The sequence below is a fragment of the Candidatus Enterococcus avicola genome, assembly GCF_047470845.1.
Classification (GTDB): domain Bacteria; phylum Bacillota; class Bacilli; order Lactobacillales; family Enterococcaceae; genus Enterococcus_D; species Enterococcus_D casseliflavus.
In genome coordinates this window covers 29140-45513 of record NZ_JBLGTY010000005.1, presented here as the reverse complement: position 1 = coordinate 45513, position 16374 = coordinate 29140, and the positions used below count along the sequence as shown (strand labels likewise).

Genomic DNA, 16374 nt, shown 5'->3' with positions numbered 1-16374 from the left:
TGCTCCCTCCCATTGTCGATAAGACACTTGTTTTTTTCGTAAGCTGTCCTCAACTGCTGGGTCAGCTTGTCACAGATGCTGCGTTTTTCTTGGAAAAGTCACCTTTTGCGATGGCTTTGTCCGTACAATAGTGTCCTTTGCCATGGGTCTCACGGACTTCCGCCAATTTTTCTTGGATCATCTCGAGGATCACCATGAGGTTGTCTTCATTGGCAACAAAGTCCAATTGATCCCCATCAATTTGCATTTTCGGACAAACGTCAAAGTTTTCATACCATTCATCGTACCGCTGATTCAACTCTTTGTAATAGTCGTACAATGTCGGATCGTTGGTAATTTGTTCATAGGAACGACCACGTTTGTTGATCCGTTCAATCATTGTATCCAAGGAAACCTTGATATGAACCATTAGATCTGGGTGCTTCAACGGCGCTGATTCTTCCAATTCCCGCAACATCGTGTTCAACAGGTTATCGTATTGTTCGACTTCCATCGGTGCGATTCGACCTAGATCCGCATTTAGATGAAACATCAAACTATCCTCATAGATGGAGCGGTCAATGACATTGTCATCATTGGACAAAGCTTCCCGCATCCCTAAAAAGCTTTTGTTTAAGAAAAAAATCTGCAATAAAAAGGCGTATCGCTCTGGATTGGAATAAAACAATGGCAGAACATCGTTGTCCTCCACGTTTTCATAGAAAGGCTTCGACGCCATTTCCTTCGATAAAAAATCAGTCAAACTGCTTTTTCCTGCCCCGATCGTTCCTGCGATTAATAACACATTCATCATCCTTTATTAAATATAGTCACCGACAAATGCTCGGTGCGCCATCTCTTCAAAATCATACGCTGTTCGTGCCGCCAGATCAGTCAAATACGCTTGCACCGACTCCGTCAACATCAGATTGACCGCCGCGGCTTTTTCCTGAAAAGTGATCACTGGTTTATTTCGTAGGTTTGCTGCGCCGATTTCAAAGGCTGTTCCCGGATCGGTGATCCCTTCATGGTCATCCAAAACGGCAACGACGACATCGGCTCGTGTCAATTCCAGCATGTCTTTTCGAAAATTTCTCTTGCCCGTTCTGGTGTATTGGGTTCAGATGAACCTTCTTGGTACAAGCGCAGCGAATAGACCGCCAAGGGCTGCGGGTTTTCAGCTAAACTGCGTTCTACCTGTTTGAGTCGGGCGACTTGTTCGTTTGAAAAAAACGGTCCCGCTAAATAGACATGCTTCATCCTGCCAAGCACTCCTTTCCTGACCCCTTCGCAGCCAATCGTTGGATCAACGACTCAACGTCAGATAGGAAAAAGAGCGTTTCAGACAGTTCAGCCCAAGCAAAGCTGGAAGCTTCAACCATTTTTAGCAGCGGCTTTAGTCCATCAGTTAAGCTTTCGGTCATCAACACACCGATCGGCTTGCCTGACAATGGCCCAAGAGTCGTAAAAGAGCATACTGATGACAACTCCTCTAGTGTACCAAATCCACCAGGTAATACAAGGTAGGCATCGCTCATTTCCAGCAATTGTTGCGTTTGTTCCTCCCTCGTATCCGTATAGAACTCAGTATAGGTGCTTGATCCAGTGACGATTGGCGGCAAATCTTCTGCAAAGGAACCTGATGGATAGATCCCTGTCACTGCGCCTTCTTTCTCAAAGACCCCTTTCACGATCTCCCTCATCAAGCCAGCTAAAGGGCCGCAATAAACCAACTCGATGTGATTTTTTGCCAAGGCATTGCCGATGGCACGAGCGGTCTTTGCCAACTTTTTCTCATTTTCTAAACGGGTGCCGCAACATACAGTTACTCTCAAAAACAACAGCTCCTTCTTCACTACACCTGCTATTTTACACAATCTCTCAAAAAAGTAAATACTATATATTGTGCTTCATTTAGACAAAAACCGTTATATTCACTATATATTGTATATAGTCGTTAGCGTCTTTTCGCTTTTCCTCAAACGTTACAAACCTTGAAAATAGCAGAAAAGAAAAAGTAGAATCAGCTTTCATCGATTGTCTCAGCCCTCTTTCATCCCACATAAAAAAACACGACGCAGCTAGGCTCGTGTTTTTTTATCCATCACTTTTTTTCTCTTGTTCAAGCAAAATTCAGCAAAATACTGCATAAAAAATTTATTTTTCGTCAGTGGCTGCTTTCAGTTTTTTCAACTCCTCTTGCTCGACAAAAAAGGTCACTTCTCCTGTTTCTAAATCGACGGATGCTTTGACTTCAACCCCTTTTGGGAAAAACTTGCTGGCATCGGTCTCGATTTTCAAACGCATCGTTCCATCTTTCAATCCAGCACCATAGGTCATCGTACGAAAGTTCTTTTTCATTCCTGCTCGCTCCTTTTTTAATAGCTCATCGACACTGCACCCATAAAGGGTACTCAGTTTTAATAAATTCAAACTGTCTGGGACCGTCTTGCCGGTTTCCCAATTTGAGATCGATGTGCGGGTCACTAAAATTTTTGTTGCTACTTCTTCTTGGCTCATTTGCTGTGTGACTCGATGGTTCTTTAGTGCTTCCCCAATCGTCATCTTGGCCTCCTTCTCCTACCTTAACGCAGACCTGCTGTGATTTCTGCTCAAATCCATTGATATTAAAGCATTGTCAAACAGTTTTGACAGGATTTTCTTAAACAAACTCTCCGTGATAGCGGTTTTCTTTCTATCATAGATGAAAAAAGAACAAATGACTAGAAAATGATCTTCTCATTTTTAAGGAAACATTTGGCGAACGACTACGTCTTTTGTGACAGAATGTTTCCAAACTACTTCTTGCCCTTCAACGTGAAGGAATAAAAAGCAGCATCTGCTCTAGTATACGAAATGAATGATCCCCTCATTTCTCTAAGCAAAGAAGATCCGCCAAAGCACAAAGGGCGCTATCGGTCGCTTCATCGTCGATGGCTGCTTGCAGATAAAAAAACAGCTGCAGATTTTCTCTGCAGCTGCTGTCTCTATTTTCTTCCTTTTTCCGATTACTGAGAAACATTGGGGCGGCTCAGTCCATCTCTGGGACAAAGCTTAATTCCCAGTGGATAATGCCCGTATAGCTTGTTGCTTGCGGCGTAGCGTTGACAGGAACTTCCAGCATCACACTTTGATCCATTGTTTCTCCATCACCAAAGCGTTGGATCCATGTCCCGCTGCCTTGTCCCTCTTCTGCTTTTGCCAAGATTTGTCTGCCTGTATTTAATTCACGGCTTTCCCAGTAGGTTGGGGTGCTGGATGTATTCGAACTTGTCGTTGCCATGCGGATGTTGTTGAGTAAGAGTTGTACTCCCCGCAGCTGATGGCCTTCCTCACTGACAAACCCTGCTTCATCTAGCCGTGCGCTCAGTGTCCAGCCGGTGGACTCCTCACGCCGATCCGAGATTTGAACATAATTTGGACGTTCTCCACCAGCAGGATCATCCTCTGCATTCCGCAGTTTTTGTGGCAGTGCTGGATAATAGGCTTGACTCGAACGAATCGGCACGTGTCCGAAATCAAATTGCGAGATAAAGTCGATACTGATCAACCCTTGGTTTTCAGGAAGCGTCGGACGATTATCTGGATCAACATCTACATCAGGATTCAGAGGATCTCGAGGATCGACACCGTCTACGATGACGGAGGTCTCATCGCGTCGTCCATTTAAAAATGCCGTTGCCGTTACAACTTCTTGCCCGCGGAAATAATCAAAGTCATCAAATTGGGAGAGATCAAATTCAAAGGAGCCATCTTCTTCGGCAATGACATGGAACCATTCCGTTTCGCCCTCAGCATTTACAACAGTATCTAAGGTTGGTTCTGGTAAACTCAGATCCCTACTGAAACGAACGTAAGCGCCGGGACTGGTTTCTCCCGTGATCGTATAGGAATTGCGTTGAGAGCGATCATTGGTCAGAGGATCAAGCACGATCTCGACAGGAGGAATATTCTCAAACAAGAGACGTTGCGCTCTTGGCGTAAAGTTCGCTCTAGCATGTTCTGCTATATTGGGATCTAATGCGCTAACCGTATTAGCCGGTATTCCTGCTCCGTTAATATTCGCGTTCAACCTCAAGATATTCTCCCAATCAAAATTAGGATTCTCGTTTGTATTTCCAGGGATCCATTGCTTAATCGACTGATTACTTACATTTAGTATTGCATTTCGAATCACGTGTGCCGTACTTGAGGTGATTGATCTAGTCTTTTGTAAATTTACCCTTGCAGCATCATCTATATTGATCGTTGAGTTATTCGTATTATTATTGGTCGAAAACATAATTAAGCTTTGACTTGCTGAGAGACTGTCTGACTTAATATCTAGGGCAGCATCTTCATCAATATTAATTTGTCCAGATGCGTGAAAAAAAATAGCATGGCTAGCAGAATTATTTTGGTTGACTGCTTCGATATCAAGCGTACTCCCTTTTCTGAGATTAATACTACTACCATGACCAGGTGGCATAGAAATGATATTGGTCGTATCATTGTTAGCAGCAGTATTACGTCCAGAATTGGAAATTTTTAATGTGCTTTCCTCTAGTAGATTGATATGAGTAGTCTGAGCCGGAACCCAACCATTAGTTGAAATAGCAGGAAAATTGCTTTTAGGCGTCAAATCAAGGGTCGCACCTTTACCTACGGTTAAGACAGGACTATATCTAAAGAATATATTTGCCCCCCATGCTTCACCTTGTCCTGTACCATTTGCAATGATTGTAACCTCCGCATCGTCTCCAATCGTAAACGTTGGATTGGGACTATAGCGAAACCAAACATTTCCTGCATTGATTGTCGAAAGGTGAACTTTAGCCCCCTCTAAAACTTCCAAATAACCGACTTCAAAATTCGCTTGGTTGGTCGCATTAATATTCCAATTACCACGTCCTAATCCTGCATCATAAGGATTCCTTTGTACAGAAGAAACATTCCCCGATAAAACAGCTGTCGATTGATACCCATGGAATACTTGATTGCCGACATGATTGACATTATGGTACCGTATCGTCGCTGCTCTTTGATTATCAGCTTGTAAGTCGTTATATTGTATAGGTCCATAGTAATTTCCACTATACATCTCAATATTCTGGAGGGTAATGTCCCAAGGCGTCTCTGGATGTGCTGTAATATTATTAAAACAAACCGACACTGACCGAAAATCGATTGTGTGTCCTTGTCCTTCGATGATTAATGTTCGAGAAATCCTTGGTGAATTGAGATAGAGGTAGGTAGCTATTCCAGAGGGATTTTGATTTCCAAACCAGTCAGTCATTGTAACGTTACTCAATCCTTCTGCAGGGCGATCAGGAGAGTCAAAGTTCTCGGTCAAAGTTATATACTTAACCGTTCGGGTTTGGATTGCTAAGATAAACTCTTGCCAATTAGCGACATATCGCTTAGGATTCTCCGAATCATCGTCATCATTGGGAAGTGCTCCCTCTTTTGGCTCTGTTTGGTCAGGATCGGTTGTATCTTTCTGCTCTTCGTTCTCGGGTTCTGCTTCCTCTCGATCGCTTTCTTGCGCTTCTTCCTGACTTTCCTCACCTTCTGCTGGTGAACCTTGGATTTCTACTGCCAACCGTTCTTCTCCTACCAGTACTTCGTAAGTTCCTTCTTCTTCAAAGATTATCGGCAAAAGCCAATTGCTCTGAGGTGTTTCGCTAAGCAGCTGTCACTGGTCGGCTTCCATCTGTTCAATCGTCATTCCTTCGGGAAACAAGGAGGGCTCGATCACTGCCTCTGGCGGCAGAACCACCGCCACTTCGGTTACTGGCTGATGTGCCACGATTTCGATGGGGATTTCCTCCCCTAAATAGCCTTGCTTGTTGCTTGTTAAAAATTGAAAATCAACATTTTTTAAATCAGCCATTTCTTCCGATGAAGAAAGCTCATCCTCTTCTCGTTCTTGCTCCTGCAGCGCATACAATGGCGCAATAAAAGTATCTCGTAAGAAGGGAAAACTCAACGGAATACTCACTAGCCCAATCACTAGGAGCAGCAATTTTAGCGGCTTCTTTTTCATTTTGTTGATCTCCTCCTTTCTTCCATTTTCTATGGATTCATGGCTTATGCCTTTGATTCTATTAATTGCGTTTGGCTTGTACAGCAATCAAGTATGCCTGCAAAGCAACTAGAACGCACAGCCTGCTCAATACTTGAAGTCAATATAAGGTTTCCTTATTTAGAATACTCAGTCCAGCTCTGGGACAAAGCTTAATTCCCAATGAATGATGCCCGTATAGCTTGTTGCTTGCGGCGCAGCGTTGACAGGAACTTCCAGCATCACGCTTTGATCCATTGTTTCTCGATCCCCAAAGCGTTGGACCCATGTTCCGCTGCCTTGTCCCTCATCTGCTTTTGCCAAGATTTGTCTGCCCGTATTTAATTCACGGCTTTCCCAGTAGGTGGGCGCACGGGAGGTATTCGAACCTGTCGTTGCCATACGAATATTATTGAGTAGGAGCTGGACTCCCCGCAGCTGATGGCCTTCCTCACTGACAAACCCCGCTTCATCCATCCGCGCGCTCAGTGTCCAGCCGGTGGGCTCCTCACGCCGATCCGAGATTTGAACGTAATTTGGGCGTTCTCCACCAGCCAAATCATCCTCTGCATTCCGCAGTTTTTGCGGCAGTGCTGGATAATAGGCTTGACTCGAACGAATCGGCACGTGCCCGAAATCAAATTGCGAGATAAAGTCGATACCGATCAACCCTTGGTTTTCAGGAAGCGTCGGGCGATTTTCTGGATCAACATCTACATCAGGATTCAGAGGGTCTCGAGGATTGATGCCTTCAACGATAATGGAGGTCTCATCGCGTCGTCCATTTAAAAATACCTTTGCCGTTACAACTTCTTGCCCACGGAAATAGTCAAAGTCGTCAAATTGGGAGAGATCAAATTCAAACGTGCCATCTACTCTGGCATTGACATGGAACCATTCTGTATCGCCGCCTCCCGTTTCAATGGGGCCGATCACTGGTTCTGGCATGCTGAAGTCTCTGCTAAAACGTACGTAAGCACCAGGATCAGTTTCTCCTGTGATCGTATAGGAATTTCGTTGAGAGCGATTATTAGATAGAGGATCCAGCGTTACTTCGATAGGAGAAATCTTTTCTAATAAGAGCCGTTGCACTCTTGCCGAAAATCTATCTAAGGCCTCTGCTTCTATAGTGGGATCTAATACGCTAACCGAGATATCGCCTCTATTCGGTACTCCTGCTTCATTAACACGAGCAAACAACGGCACAATATTATCCCATTCAAAATCAGGTTCTTCTATTCGGGTTCTAAGATTCCACCGCTTAATCGACTGATTATTTACAGTTATTGCTGCATTACGGATCAAGGAAGAATTCCCTGTATCAGGACCAATTTTCTCTAAATTCACTCTTGCAGCATCATTAATAGTGATAGTTGAATTAAAGTGCCCGAATGAGATCAAACTATGCGCCAGTGTCCTGCTATCGGAACGAATATCAAAGGTAGCATCTTCATCAATAGTAATATGTCCAGATACAGGAAAATAAATAATATGGCTAGCAGAATGAAGTTGATTGACTGCTTCGATAGCAAGCGTACTCCCTTTTCTGAGATGAATACTACTGCCAGGACCAGGTGGCATAGAAATAATATTGGTCCAATCATTGTTACTATTACTAATACGTCCAGAATTGAAGATTTTTAATGTGCTTTCCTCCAATAGATTGATCTGAGTAGTCTGAGCTGGCAGCAAACCACTAGTTGAAATAGCAGGAGAATTGCTTTTAGGTGCCAAATCAAGGGCCGCACCTTTACCTACGGTTAAGATAGGACTATATCTAAAGAATATATTTGCTCCCCACGCTTCACCTTGTCCTGTACCATTTGCAATGATCGTAACCTCCGCATCGTCTCCAATCGTAAATGTTGGATTTGAACTATGAGGAAACCAAATATTTCCTGAATCGATTGTTGAAAGGTGAACTTTAGCCCCCTCAAGAACGTCCAAATAACCGACTTCAAAATTCGCTTGATCGGTAGCATTAATGAGCCATTCACCACGCCCAAGAGCTGCATCATAAGAATCCTTTTGAATAGAAGAAACACTTCCTGATAAAATAGCTGTCGATTGAAACCCATGAAACAATTGATTGCCGACATGATTGACATTATGGTACCGTATCGTTGCCGCCGCCTGATTGTCCGTTTCTAAGTCGTTATATTGTATAGGTCCAAAGTCATTTCCACTATACAGCTCAATATTCTGGAGGGTAATGTCCCAAGGGGTATCTGGATTGACTGTCATGTCATTAAAACCAACCGATACTGACCGAAAATCGATTGTATGTCCTCGTCCGTCGATAATTAAAGGGCGCGAAATCTCGGCTGAATTGAGATAAAGGTAAGAAGCTTCTCCATTGGGGTTTTGATCCCCAAACCAATCAATCATTTCAACGTTACTCAATCCTTCTGCAGGGCGATCAGGAGAGTCAAAGCTCTCGGTCAAAGCGATATAATTAACCGTTCGGGTTTGGATAGCTAAGAGAAGCTCTTGCCAATTAGTGACCTCTCGGCTTGACTCCTCCGTGACTTCTAACAGGTAGAGATTGCCTGGATCATCGGCATCATAGGGAAATGCTCCTCCTGGCTCTGTTTGATGCGCGTTTCCTTTTTGCTCTTCATTCTCGCGTTCTACTCCCTCTCCCTTGCTTTCTTCGGTTTCTTCCCCACTTTCCTCTGGTGAACCTTGGCTCTCTAGTGCCAGCCGTTCTTCTCCTACCATGACTTCGTGGCTTCCTTCTGCAAAAGTTAACGGCAAGAGCCAATTGCTTTGAGGGGGTTCGCTAAGCAGACGCCACTGGTCAGCTTCCACCTGTTCAACCGTCCTTCCTTCGGGAAACAAGGAGGGCTCGATCGCTGCTTCTGGGGGCAAAACCACAGCCGCTTCAGTTACTGGCTGCTGCGCCACGATTTCGATAGGGATTTCCTCCCCTAAATAGCCTTGCTTACCGCTTGTTAAAAATTGAAAATCAGCGTCTTTCAAATCAGCCATTTCTTCCGTTAATGAGTGCTCGTCTTCTGCTTGCAGCGCATACAAGGGCGCAATAAAAGCATCTCGCAAGAAGGGAAAACGCAACGGAATACTCACTAGCCCGATCACCAGGAGCAGCAATTTTAGCGGCTTCTTTTTCATTACGCTGCTCCCCTCCTTTCTTTCATTTTCTATGGTTTAATGGCTTACGCCTTTGATTCTGTTTGTTGTGTTTAGCTGGTGCGTCAGAGATTCGTTCAAACTAACAAGACAACACACCAACGAAGCGCATAAAGCAGCAAAACAGTGTGTTTCTTAGGTAAAGCGTCAAAGAAACTACGCATTGGCGTCGCTTCGAACATTTGGTTTTAAAAGAAAAAACCAGCGCTTCCTTATTTATAATTGCTGAAAATAAGTCATAATCCACGATTGTCTCTTTAAGTATAAGGGACAGCTCCGCAGAGCAAAAATCAGGATATTCATCAGTCAAGGAAATCCTTGCATGGGCGGCATTCCCTATTTCTAGATCAGGAAGGTTCATTGAAGCGAAAACGTCCCACTGTCGGTTTCAGAAAATCAAAGCGCATACCCTTCGACCTCGTTGCTCCTATACAAAAAAACAACCGTCAAAAGCAGTCAGACTGCCTTTGACGGACGTGTTCTTTCAGTGATTCACTTTTTTTGTGACAACCACCATAGGGGCGAAAAATCGCTTAGCGGTGGATCGTCACCTCTTTTTTGACTTCCACAGTGATGCGGCCATTTTTGATGACCATCAAACGTTCAGGTATATCGATCAGCACATCGGCTTTTCTCTGAGTATCTAAAAGAATCAAATCTGCGCGGTTGCCAACAGCGATTCCATAGTCTTTGATATTTAATGCTTTGGCGGTATTGGTCGTAATCATTGGCAAGACCGTCGGCAAGTCATCGGCGCCGCCTAAGTGTGCCACTGGTACAGCCAACATAGCGATTTGGATCAAATCCCCATTGCCATAGGGCGTAAAGGCGTTTCGGATATTGTTGCTGCCTAAGCAGATATTCACACCAGCATCACGTAATTTGCGAATCGGCGTCACGGCACGGCGAACGTTGTAGGCATCGTTTCTAGCACCTAAGTGCAAGTCGGTCGCAGGCAACGGCATCACATTGATTTGGGCTTTGACCATCAAATCGATGACTTCTGCCAGCTGATCCGGTTCCATGGCGTGCAGCGCAGTCAAATGTCCTACTGATACCCGGCCTTGGTAGCCTTCTGCGATGGTTTTTTCACACAGGTAGACGATCGATGTATCGTCTGCTTCGTCAGCAAAATCTTGATGCAAGTCAATGTCTTTGTCAAATCGTTTGGCGATCTCAAAGATCAAGTCGATGTGTTCATTGGCTGGCGCATCATTGTAAGGAATGCCGCCAACGACATCGGCGCCTTTTTCCATCGCTTCGATCATCATTTTATCCGTCCCTGGGGCTTTAAAAATCCCTTCTTGCGGAAAGGCAACGACCTGAATATCGATCAAGTCGCGGTATTCTTCTTTTAAGCGCATGATGGTGTCAAATCCAGTGAAGCCTTGTGCTGGATCAAATTCGGCATGGGTGCGCACAGCAGTCGTGCCATGTACGATCAGCATTTCTAATGCGCGTTTCGCCCGATCATAAATGTCTTCTTCGGTAAAGGTCGGTTTCAGCTTTGCCGTAACTTGGATCGCTTCTTGCAACGTACCTGAATTATTGGGCTCACGATCGGCGATCAAGGCTTTGTCTAAGTGGATATGGCTTTCGATCAATCCAGGGATCACCACTTTGCCTTTCGCCTCAATCGTTGTTGCTGCTGATTCTTCAATGTTGGGTGCAACTGCGGTGATTTTTCCTTCTGAAATTGCAATGTCTACTAATTCTGCATCGTCTTCAAGACGTGCTTGCTTGATCAATAAATCCATGTTTTCCTCCTATCCATCAGCCAAACACTAAGCCGATGACTAATAATAATACGGCTGCTAAACTCAACCACTTCACGTTTCCTTTGACTACATCCAGAATCGGAATTTGGAAACCAGAAGATAAAGCTTGCATCGTAATGTTGACGAAACTCATTTGACTGCCGAGGCCAACCCCCATCGTTACAAAGCCAAGAGCTAAGACTGGGAAGCCTAATGAAACGGCAACTGGTAGCACGAGTGTTAAAACGGAGCCGACATAGGCACCTGCGGGAATCCCAATCAAGACACCCGTCAAGATCGCCACGGGAACGACGATCGCTGCGGGGGCATTTTGTGCCGCACCGGCAATTACAGCAAACGTCCCCGTTTCAGCGATTACGTTGATGAAGGCTAAAAAGATCCCCACTTGGAACAAGCGGGTCAAAATATACGTGGATCCGTCCACCATCGCTTCCACCGATTGATTCATCGAAAAGTCGGTACAAACAAAAATCAACGCCAACGTGACCACCATATAAACTAGCGGTGTAAAGAGGACAAAGCCGATCAGGTCATTGATCAACGGACCAAAGATGACCGCAAAAAGCAAGAAGATCGCAGGCAGTGTCGTTTTGAACAATTCACCATTGCTTTTGTTTTCATACTCTTGGTTGGCAGATTCTTTGAAGCCCAAATGACGACGCTTGGTTCCGAAGAATGCCAATAAAATCGCCAAACCAACGAATAGCAACCAAAATGGGCGCATTTGATCGACATAAGAAGCGACACTAAAACCGCCTAGTTCAGACACGATACTAGATTCCAAAGAGGCAGGAGACGTCGTAAAGGAGACCGCTGCCGCTAACGACATCGCTGCGATCAATTCGGGTACCACCCCAACTGCCGCAAATGCTAACGGTGCGATCACCATCGCACTCCCGCCGCCGATCCCAGACATATAAGTCGCTGCTGCCAATAAGATGACAATAAAACCAGCCACATATTCCACTTTTCCTTTGGTCCCTCTTTTGGCTAAGGTTAAGGCCGCCGTATAACTGCCCGCTTTGAAGACCGCCATCGCTACAGCGGAATTGATGATTGGCACCGTAATACTCAACATCGTCGGAATAGCTTCCAACAGTTGCGAATTGGCTTCAGCTAAACTGATCCCGCCAATAATCATCGCCAAGATCCCAGCAATCAAGCCAGCAATGATCATATCTACTTTTTTAAAGAGCAAAACCAGCACTAACACTAATGGAATCAGTACTAGAAATGCTTTGACTCCTGTTGGTGCGACGATCTCATTGATCGCTTCTGCCGCAAACACTGTTCTTTCTGAAAAGATAAAAAGAATGAGAGCCATAAACAGTGAGACGAACGTTCCTTTTTTTTTCATCACATTTCTCCTAACTTATATGAACCTTCATATAATAAATGTTGTGTTGCTATGGGGTGTTGCCGATTGATTTTTCCGCTGATTTTTCTCTGGTGTTTCCCACCTTCTTTCCTCGAAGAAAGGAATAAAGCAAAAGACACCTGCTTTTTCGACCTTTTTCGCCACTTTTTCTTTCTCTATTATAATTCTTATTGTTAACGCTTTCTTTGGACATTATTCTAAAATAAATCTACGTTTTTTATCCAATTGGCTAAAAGTGCAGAAAAAAACGCGGCTTGTGAAGAAAAGAGCCTTCATTTGATCCTTTTGCCCTTTTCTCGGAGCCTCGCTTTTTTTAGTGATCTTCTGTTTATGATCGTTTTTTTCCTCGGTTTGTCCAGCGTTTCAGCCGATAAAAAAGCATCAGTTGTTTGCGCGCTCGCTTGATCCGCTGGTAGCGCTTTGGCTGCTTCTTGTAAAATGCTTGATGGTAGTTTTCCGCTGGCCAAAACTGCGTGGCCTTGCGGATCTCGGTCACGATGGGTTGCTGATAATAACCAGATTGGGCTAGCTCCTTTTTGGCTTCTTGCGCAAGCACTTCCTGTTCAGCAGTCGTATAGAAAATGATTGGGCGATAAAAATTGCCGCGATCTTGAAATTGTCCGAAAGCATCTGTCGGGTCAGTCACTTGCCAGTACAACTGCAACAAGTCCTGATAGGTGATGATTTTGGGATCAAAAATGATCTCTACCGCTTCGACATGCCCTGTTGTTCCGCTTAGTACTTGATCATACGTCGGATTCGGGACTGTTCCCCCGGTATACCCCGACAAGACGGAAAGAATGCCCGGCTGGTCTTCAAAAGGCTCTACCATACACCAAAAGCAGCCGCCAGCAAAAATAGCCACTTCTTGTGCTTTTTCACCTGTTTCGTTCGGCTCCACGGAAACTTCTGCTGGTTGGACTTTGCCTGTATCTTCATTCATTGCCTTTTTCGGTGCTGACTGGCTGATTGTTTGATAGAACTCTGCGACATTCGGGGTCAGATTGTTTCTCAGTGCCAAAGGACGCAACGACGCTTCTAGTTTTTCCAAAACCCGCTTGATCTGTTGGTCTTCAAGGCTATTTGACGATTCTTTTTCGTGTTTGCCTGCTTTTTGTTTGGTCGCCAGCTGGGTTTCCAGTGTATTTTTTGCTTGCACCAGTTGTTCTCGTTCCCACTGTCTCGTGCCAGGATGCAAGATCAAATTATAGATTTCTGACAGCCACGCCATCGTTGTTTGCTTCATCACCATTGCCCCTTTGCCTCATGAAGGAGCGGCTCTCGCTCCTTGTTTGGTTGCACTGTACCATAGTTTCGCCGATTCGCCCAATTTGATGCCCAAAAAAACGTTCGAGAGAAATCCTCGAACGTTTTTGGCTTTTGTATGGGTTGGTGCGTAATTGGTTCGCATGCATCCTTTGAGGAACCAGCTCAGTATCATTGGTGGGTACGCAACTGGGCATTCATTTTTTTTAGAAACATTGAAGCGGAATGAGATAGGATCGCCAATTTCAAAGAGTGATCAAGAACCACTCAATGCAAATGAACCTTTGCCTTTGTTAGTAAATACGCAATTTTTCTACAATCCGTTTAAATAGTCAGCGGTTTTCATCACCGTAGAGAAGGTTTCCAACGCCGATAAAAACGCTCGTTGAACAGCTTCCGCAGGAATTTCGTGTGCTTCAAATGTTAATGCTTTCGTTGCCGTGGCATCAGAAATCAGTATGGGCTGATAACCGAGTTCTTTACTAGCTCTTGTGGTTGAATCGATGCACATATGCGTCATCATCCCAGTGATGATAACTTGTTGAACACCTAAAGAGTCTAACGTCTCTTTTAAATTTGTTTCAATGAAGGAGTTAGGAAAGTGCTTTTCGATAATAATAGAAGAATGCGTTGTTTTTAACTGTTCATGCAGCAGCACACCTTTGGTCCCTCGTTCAAAAAAATCAGCTGCTTCTTGATCGTTGATGTGTTGGATATAGATGATCGGGAGTTGCTTTTCGATAAAAGACGCTTCTAGTTTATTTATGTTTGCAAGCGCCTGTTCAGGGGAATGAAGGGCCATTCTTCCTTCTTTAAAATAGTCATTTTGGACATCAATAATTACTAAAGCTTTTTTCATAGAATCACCATTTCTTTTCTTATTTGTTATAATCCAGTATAAATACATATGACCCTACAACAAAGCGTCTCTTGAAAAAGATAAAGTCAATTTACTTTCATTATGAAAGGAGGAACCCTTATGGACATCATCGATGAACAAATCCTAGCTATCCTGAAACACAACAGCAAATTATCGAACAAAGAAATCGGCGAAATGGTCCACCTGACGGGACAAGCCGTGGGCAATCGGATCTTGAAATTGCAAGATGAGGGAATCATTCAACGATTTAGTATTGTAGTAAACTACCCAAGTACGCAATACATCCGGTTTTTTATGGATTCAAATCGCTATACAGCTTTTGAAGCCTTCGTGAATCAATACAAAGAAATTGAGGTCTTTCATAAAGTTTCAGGTCAAGCTTGTTATCTCTTGGTCAGTCATTTTACAGTTGTAACCTTCCCTTTATTTATAGAGAGTCTCTCAAAGTGGGGCAGGTATAGTGTAGAAACCTTTGTGGCTGACAAACTCAATCATGGGGATGTTTGATGTTAGCCGCTGTGGGCTAGTCCTACAGCCATTAGATTCCTTGATAAATTTATCGAAGACTCAATTGTCGAAATTTTTGCAATGATGCCCAGCAGTAGCGTGCCGAATTCAACCATCGCCAAGCATAAAGTATTAAGACTGCTAGTGCAAACACAAAAGCGCCCCCCGTTGCCTTGTTTATAAAAGCATCGTTCAGGATCACGGGAATAGAGCTAGTATCTCAAAGATTGTACGGTGTATAATGTTACGAGACAAAGCGTTTATAGAATAAAAGAAAACAGCATGGTCAACATCGATTAGATGAGCATGCTGTTTTTATTTACTTACTTTTTGAAATACTGTTCTAACTTTCATCAATAACTCATCAACCAAGTGCTCATGCGCTTTTTCCAAAAAAACACACGCTCTGGCTTCATAATCAATTGTCGTTAATTGATCCAACAATACTTTTCCTGTTGTCTTCATTCCATAGTCTGGATCAATACTTACATATAACGGATAGTTTCTACTTGTACTAGAAATCGGAGCAACGGTGGCAACGTTACTATAATCTGCAATCATGTCATGACTTAAAACAATATAGGGTCTTTTTCCCGTTTGTTCATGTCCAGAACGAGGAGCTGTATCCAATAACAAAATATCCCCTTGTCTAGGTTTTCTTACCATTTTTCATTCCCTACTGCTTCACCTAAATGTTGAATTTCCACATGATTTCTCTCAGCAGTGTAATTTTCAAATAACTCTTCAATCGTTAACTCGTTTTCTAAATTTGCTGCTTCGATGATTAGCCGTTTATGTCCGTTTACTTCTTCTTGTATTATCTTCACTTTGTCATCAGTATGAATGCCAAGATACTCCATAATGTACTTTGGCAATCTAAGACCGTTACTATTGCCCCATTTTTTTATAGGTAACATTTCCATGAGCAACACCTCTTTCTGTATATACATAGTATAACATATATCACGACGGAGTATATACATAATTATCCTTTTTGGTCGATTCACCTAAATTCCATTAAAAAGAATCGTTCTCAAAAGTGGACTCTGCTGTGCTAATAAAAATTTGTAGTATGCCGAAATGTCAAATTGCAGGACAATGACTGACATAAACGATTTGATTATAACCACGTTGATACGCTCTTTAGGTATTAACAATATTTAGATGCAAGTAAGTAGTAAACAACAGGGATTGCTGTCCCTCCCCTACTTATTCCCTCATGTGTTCTATATTCGATAGCATAGCTAGTTCGAAAAAATAGTTAACTTTCCCACTAATCAGGAAGCCAATAATTTCTTCAATTGGAATACCTGCAAAACCGTCACCCATGGCTTTATCAGAAAATTCTGGGTCGTTTACTTTATCCGAATTTATCACTTACATGTACACCTAA

Annotated in this window: 17 protein-coding genes; 1 reads left to right on the top strand and 16 read right to left on the bottom strand. The window is 43.5% G+C overall.

The genetic code is table 11. The features are described from left to right. Positions 1-61 precede the first annotated feature (61 nt). The 13 genes from ACI3E5_RS06470 to ACI3E5_RS06410 form a co-directional block, all read right to left on the bottom strand. Positions 62-784: a deoxynucleoside kinase gene (locus ACI3E5_RS06470; protein ID WP_194185445.1), complete on the bottom strand. Its 723-nt coding sequence runs from the start codon at positions 782-784 to the stop codon at positions 62-64. A 15-nt stretch (positions 785-799) separates the two neighbouring features. Beyond that, the gene (locus tag ACI3E5_RS06465; protein ID WP_262119095.1) at positions 800-1057 is read right to left on the bottom strand and encodes a nucleoside 2-deoxyribosyltransferase; all 258 of its coding nucleotides are present in this window, start codon (positions 1055-1057) and stop codon (positions 800-802) included. Further along, positions 1045-1239 carry a hypothetical protein gene (locus ACI3E5_RS06460; RefSeq protein ID WP_262119094.1) on the bottom strand — a complete coding sequence of 65 codons (195 nt, stop codon included), beginning with the start codon at positions 1237-1239 and terminating at the stop codon, positions 1045-1047. Before ACI3E5_RS06460 ends, ACI3E5_RS06465 begins: the two co-directional genes overlap by 13 nt. After that, positions 1236-1814, bottom strand: a complete 579-nt coding sequence (locus tag ACI3E5_RS06455) for an LOG family protein (protein WP_262119093.1) — start codon at positions 1812-1814, stop codon at positions 1236-1238. The genes ACI3E5_RS06460 and ACI3E5_RS06455 overlap by 4 nt, the downstream gene beginning before the upstream one ends. Positions 1815-2136: 322 nt before the next feature. Next, entirely contained in the window at positions 2137-2544 is a 408-nt protein-coding gene (locus ACI3E5_RS06450; RefSeq protein WP_015509256.1) for a helix-turn-helix domain-containing protein, read from the bottom strand. Between the two features lie 304 nt (positions 2545-2848). Further along, a complete protein-coding gene (locus ACI3E5_RS06445; protein ID WP_017144328.1) occupies positions 2849-3001 on the bottom strand; it encodes a hypothetical protein in 153 nt (50 codons plus the stop codon). Positions 3002-3010: 9 nt separating this feature from the next. Further along, positions 3011-5617 carry a WxL domain-containing protein gene (locus ACI3E5_RS06440; protein WP_428207824.1) on the bottom strand — a complete coding sequence of 869 codons (2607 nt, stop codon included), beginning with the start codon at positions 5615-5617 and terminating at the stop codon, positions 3011-3013. Positions 5618-5653: 36 nt separating this feature from the next. Continuing rightward, positions 5654-6004 carry a hypothetical protein gene (locus ACI3E5_RS06435; protein ID WP_226818222.1) on the bottom strand — a complete coding sequence of 117 codons (351 nt, stop codon included), beginning with the start codon at positions 6002-6004 and terminating at the stop codon, positions 5654-5656. Positions 6005-6172: 168 nt separating this feature from the next. Next, positions 6173-9154 carry a WxL domain-containing protein gene (locus tag ACI3E5_RS06430; RefSeq protein ID WP_262119090.1) on the bottom strand — a complete coding sequence of 994 codons (2982 nt, stop codon included), beginning with the start codon at positions 9152-9154 and terminating at the stop codon, positions 6173-6175. Between the two features lie 551 nt (positions 9155-9705). Next, positions 9706-10929 (bottom strand): amidohydrolase family protein, encoded by a 1224-nt coding sequence (locus tag ACI3E5_RS06425; RefSeq protein ID WP_142972843.1) that lies wholly within the window; start codon positions 10927-10929, stop codon positions 9706-9708. A gap of 16 nt (positions 10930-10945) precedes the next feature. Further along, a complete protein-coding gene (locus tag ACI3E5_RS06420) occupies positions 10946-12307 on the bottom strand; it encodes a hypothetical protein (RefSeq protein WP_005225442.1) in 1362 nt (453 codons plus the stop codon). A gap of 349 nt (positions 12308-12656) precedes the next feature. Beyond that, a complete protein-coding gene (msrA, locus tag ACI3E5_RS06415) occupies positions 12657-13580 on the bottom strand; it encodes a peptide-methionine (S)-S-oxide reductase MsrA (protein WP_096741481.1) in 924 nt (307 codons plus the stop codon). Between the two features lie 327 nt (positions 13581-13907). Then, positions 13908-14453: a cysteine hydrolase family protein gene (locus tag ACI3E5_RS06410; RefSeq protein WP_185932311.1), complete on the bottom strand. Its 546-nt coding sequence runs from the start codon at positions 14451-14453 to the stop codon at positions 13908-13910. A gap of 120 nt (positions 14454-14573) precedes the next feature. Between ACI3E5_RS06410 and ACI3E5_RS06405 the strand changes: the two genes are divergently transcribed. Beyond that, entirely contained in the window at positions 14574-14981 is a 408-nt protein-coding gene (locus ACI3E5_RS06405) for an AsnC family transcriptional regulator (RefSeq protein ID WP_317720856.1), read from the top strand. A gap of 315 nt (positions 14982-15296) precedes the next feature. Here the strand turns inward: ACI3E5_RS06405 and ACI3E5_RS06400 are convergent, their stop codons facing one another. The 3 genes from ACI3E5_RS06400 to ACI3E5_RS06390 form a co-directional block, all read right to left on the bottom strand. Further along, complete coding sequence (locus tag ACI3E5_RS06400; RefSeq protein ID WP_096741485.1) at positions 15297-15647, bottom strand: type II toxin-antitoxin system PemK/MazF family toxin; 351 nt, start codon at positions 15645-15647, stop codon at positions 15297-15299. Continuing rightward, complete coding sequence (locus ACI3E5_RS06395) at positions 15641-15904, bottom strand: AbrB/MazE/SpoVT family DNA-binding domain-containing protein (protein ID WP_074932272.1); 264 nt, start codon at positions 15902-15904, stop codon at positions 15641-15643. Before ACI3E5_RS06395 ends, ACI3E5_RS06400 begins: the two co-directional genes overlap by 7 nt. 286 nt (positions 15905-16190) lie before the next feature. Beyond that, positions 16191-16358, bottom strand: coding sequence for a PTS sugar transporter subunit IIA (locus ACI3E5_RS06390; RefSeq protein WP_123906404.1), 168 nt, complete (start codon positions 16356-16358; stop codon positions 16191-16193). Between the last annotated feature and the right edge of the window lie 16 nt (positions 16359-16374).

Bases quoted from the DNA above. Each gene is read 5' to 3' on its own strand.
- ACI3E5_RS06465 (WP_262119095.1), bottom strand. From the start codon at position 1,057: ATGCTGGAATTGACACGAGCCGATGTCGTCGTTGCCGTTTTGGATGAC.
- ACI3E5_RS06460 (WP_262119094.1), bottom strand. From the start codon at position 1,239: ATGAAGCATGTCTATTTAGCGGGACCGTTTTTTTCAAACGAACAAGTC.
- ACI3E5_RS06450 (WP_015509256.1), bottom strand. From the start codon at position 2,544: ATGACGATTGGGGAAGCACTAAAGAACCATCGAGTCACACAGCAAATG.
- ACI3E5_RS06445 (WP_017144328.1), bottom strand. From the start codon at position 3,001: ATGTTTCTCAGTAATCGGAAAAAGGAAGAAAATAGAGACAGCAGCTGC.
- ACI3E5_RS06435 (WP_226818222.1), bottom strand. From the start codon at position 6,004: ATGAAAAAGAAGCCGCTAAAATTGCTGCTCCTAGTGATTGGGCTAGTG.
- ACI3E5_RS06430 (WP_262119090.1), bottom strand. From the start codon at position 9,154: ATGAAAAAGAAGCCGCTAAAATTGCTGCTCCTGGTGATCGGGCTAGTG.
- ACI3E5_RS06425 (WP_142972843.1), bottom strand. From the start codon at position 10,929: ATGGATTTATTGATCAAGCAAGCACGTCTTGAAGACGATGCAGAATTA.
- ACI3E5_RS06420 (WP_005225442.1), bottom strand. From the start codon at position 12,307: ATGAAAAAAAAAGGAACGTTCGTCTCACTGTTTATGGCTCTCATTCTT.
- msrA (WP_096741481.1), bottom strand. From the start codon at position 13,580: ATGGTGATGAAGCAAACAACGATGGCGTGGCTGTCAGAAATCTATAAT.
- ACI3E5_RS06410 (WP_185932311.1), bottom strand. From the start codon at position 14,453: ATGAAAAAAGCTTTAGTAATTATTGATGTCCAAAATGACTATTTTAAA.
- ACI3E5_RS06405 (WP_317720856.1), top strand. From the start codon at position 14,574: ATGGACATCATCGATGAACAAATCCTAGCTATCCTGAAACACAACAGC.
- ACI3E5_RS06400 (WP_096741485.1), bottom strand. From the start codon at position 15,647: ATGGTAAGAAAACCTAGACAAGGGGATATTTTGTTATTGGATACAGCT.
- ACI3E5_RS06395 (WP_074932272.1), bottom strand. From the start codon at position 15,904: ATGGAAATGTTACCTATAAAAAAATGGGGCAATAGTAACGGTCTTAGA.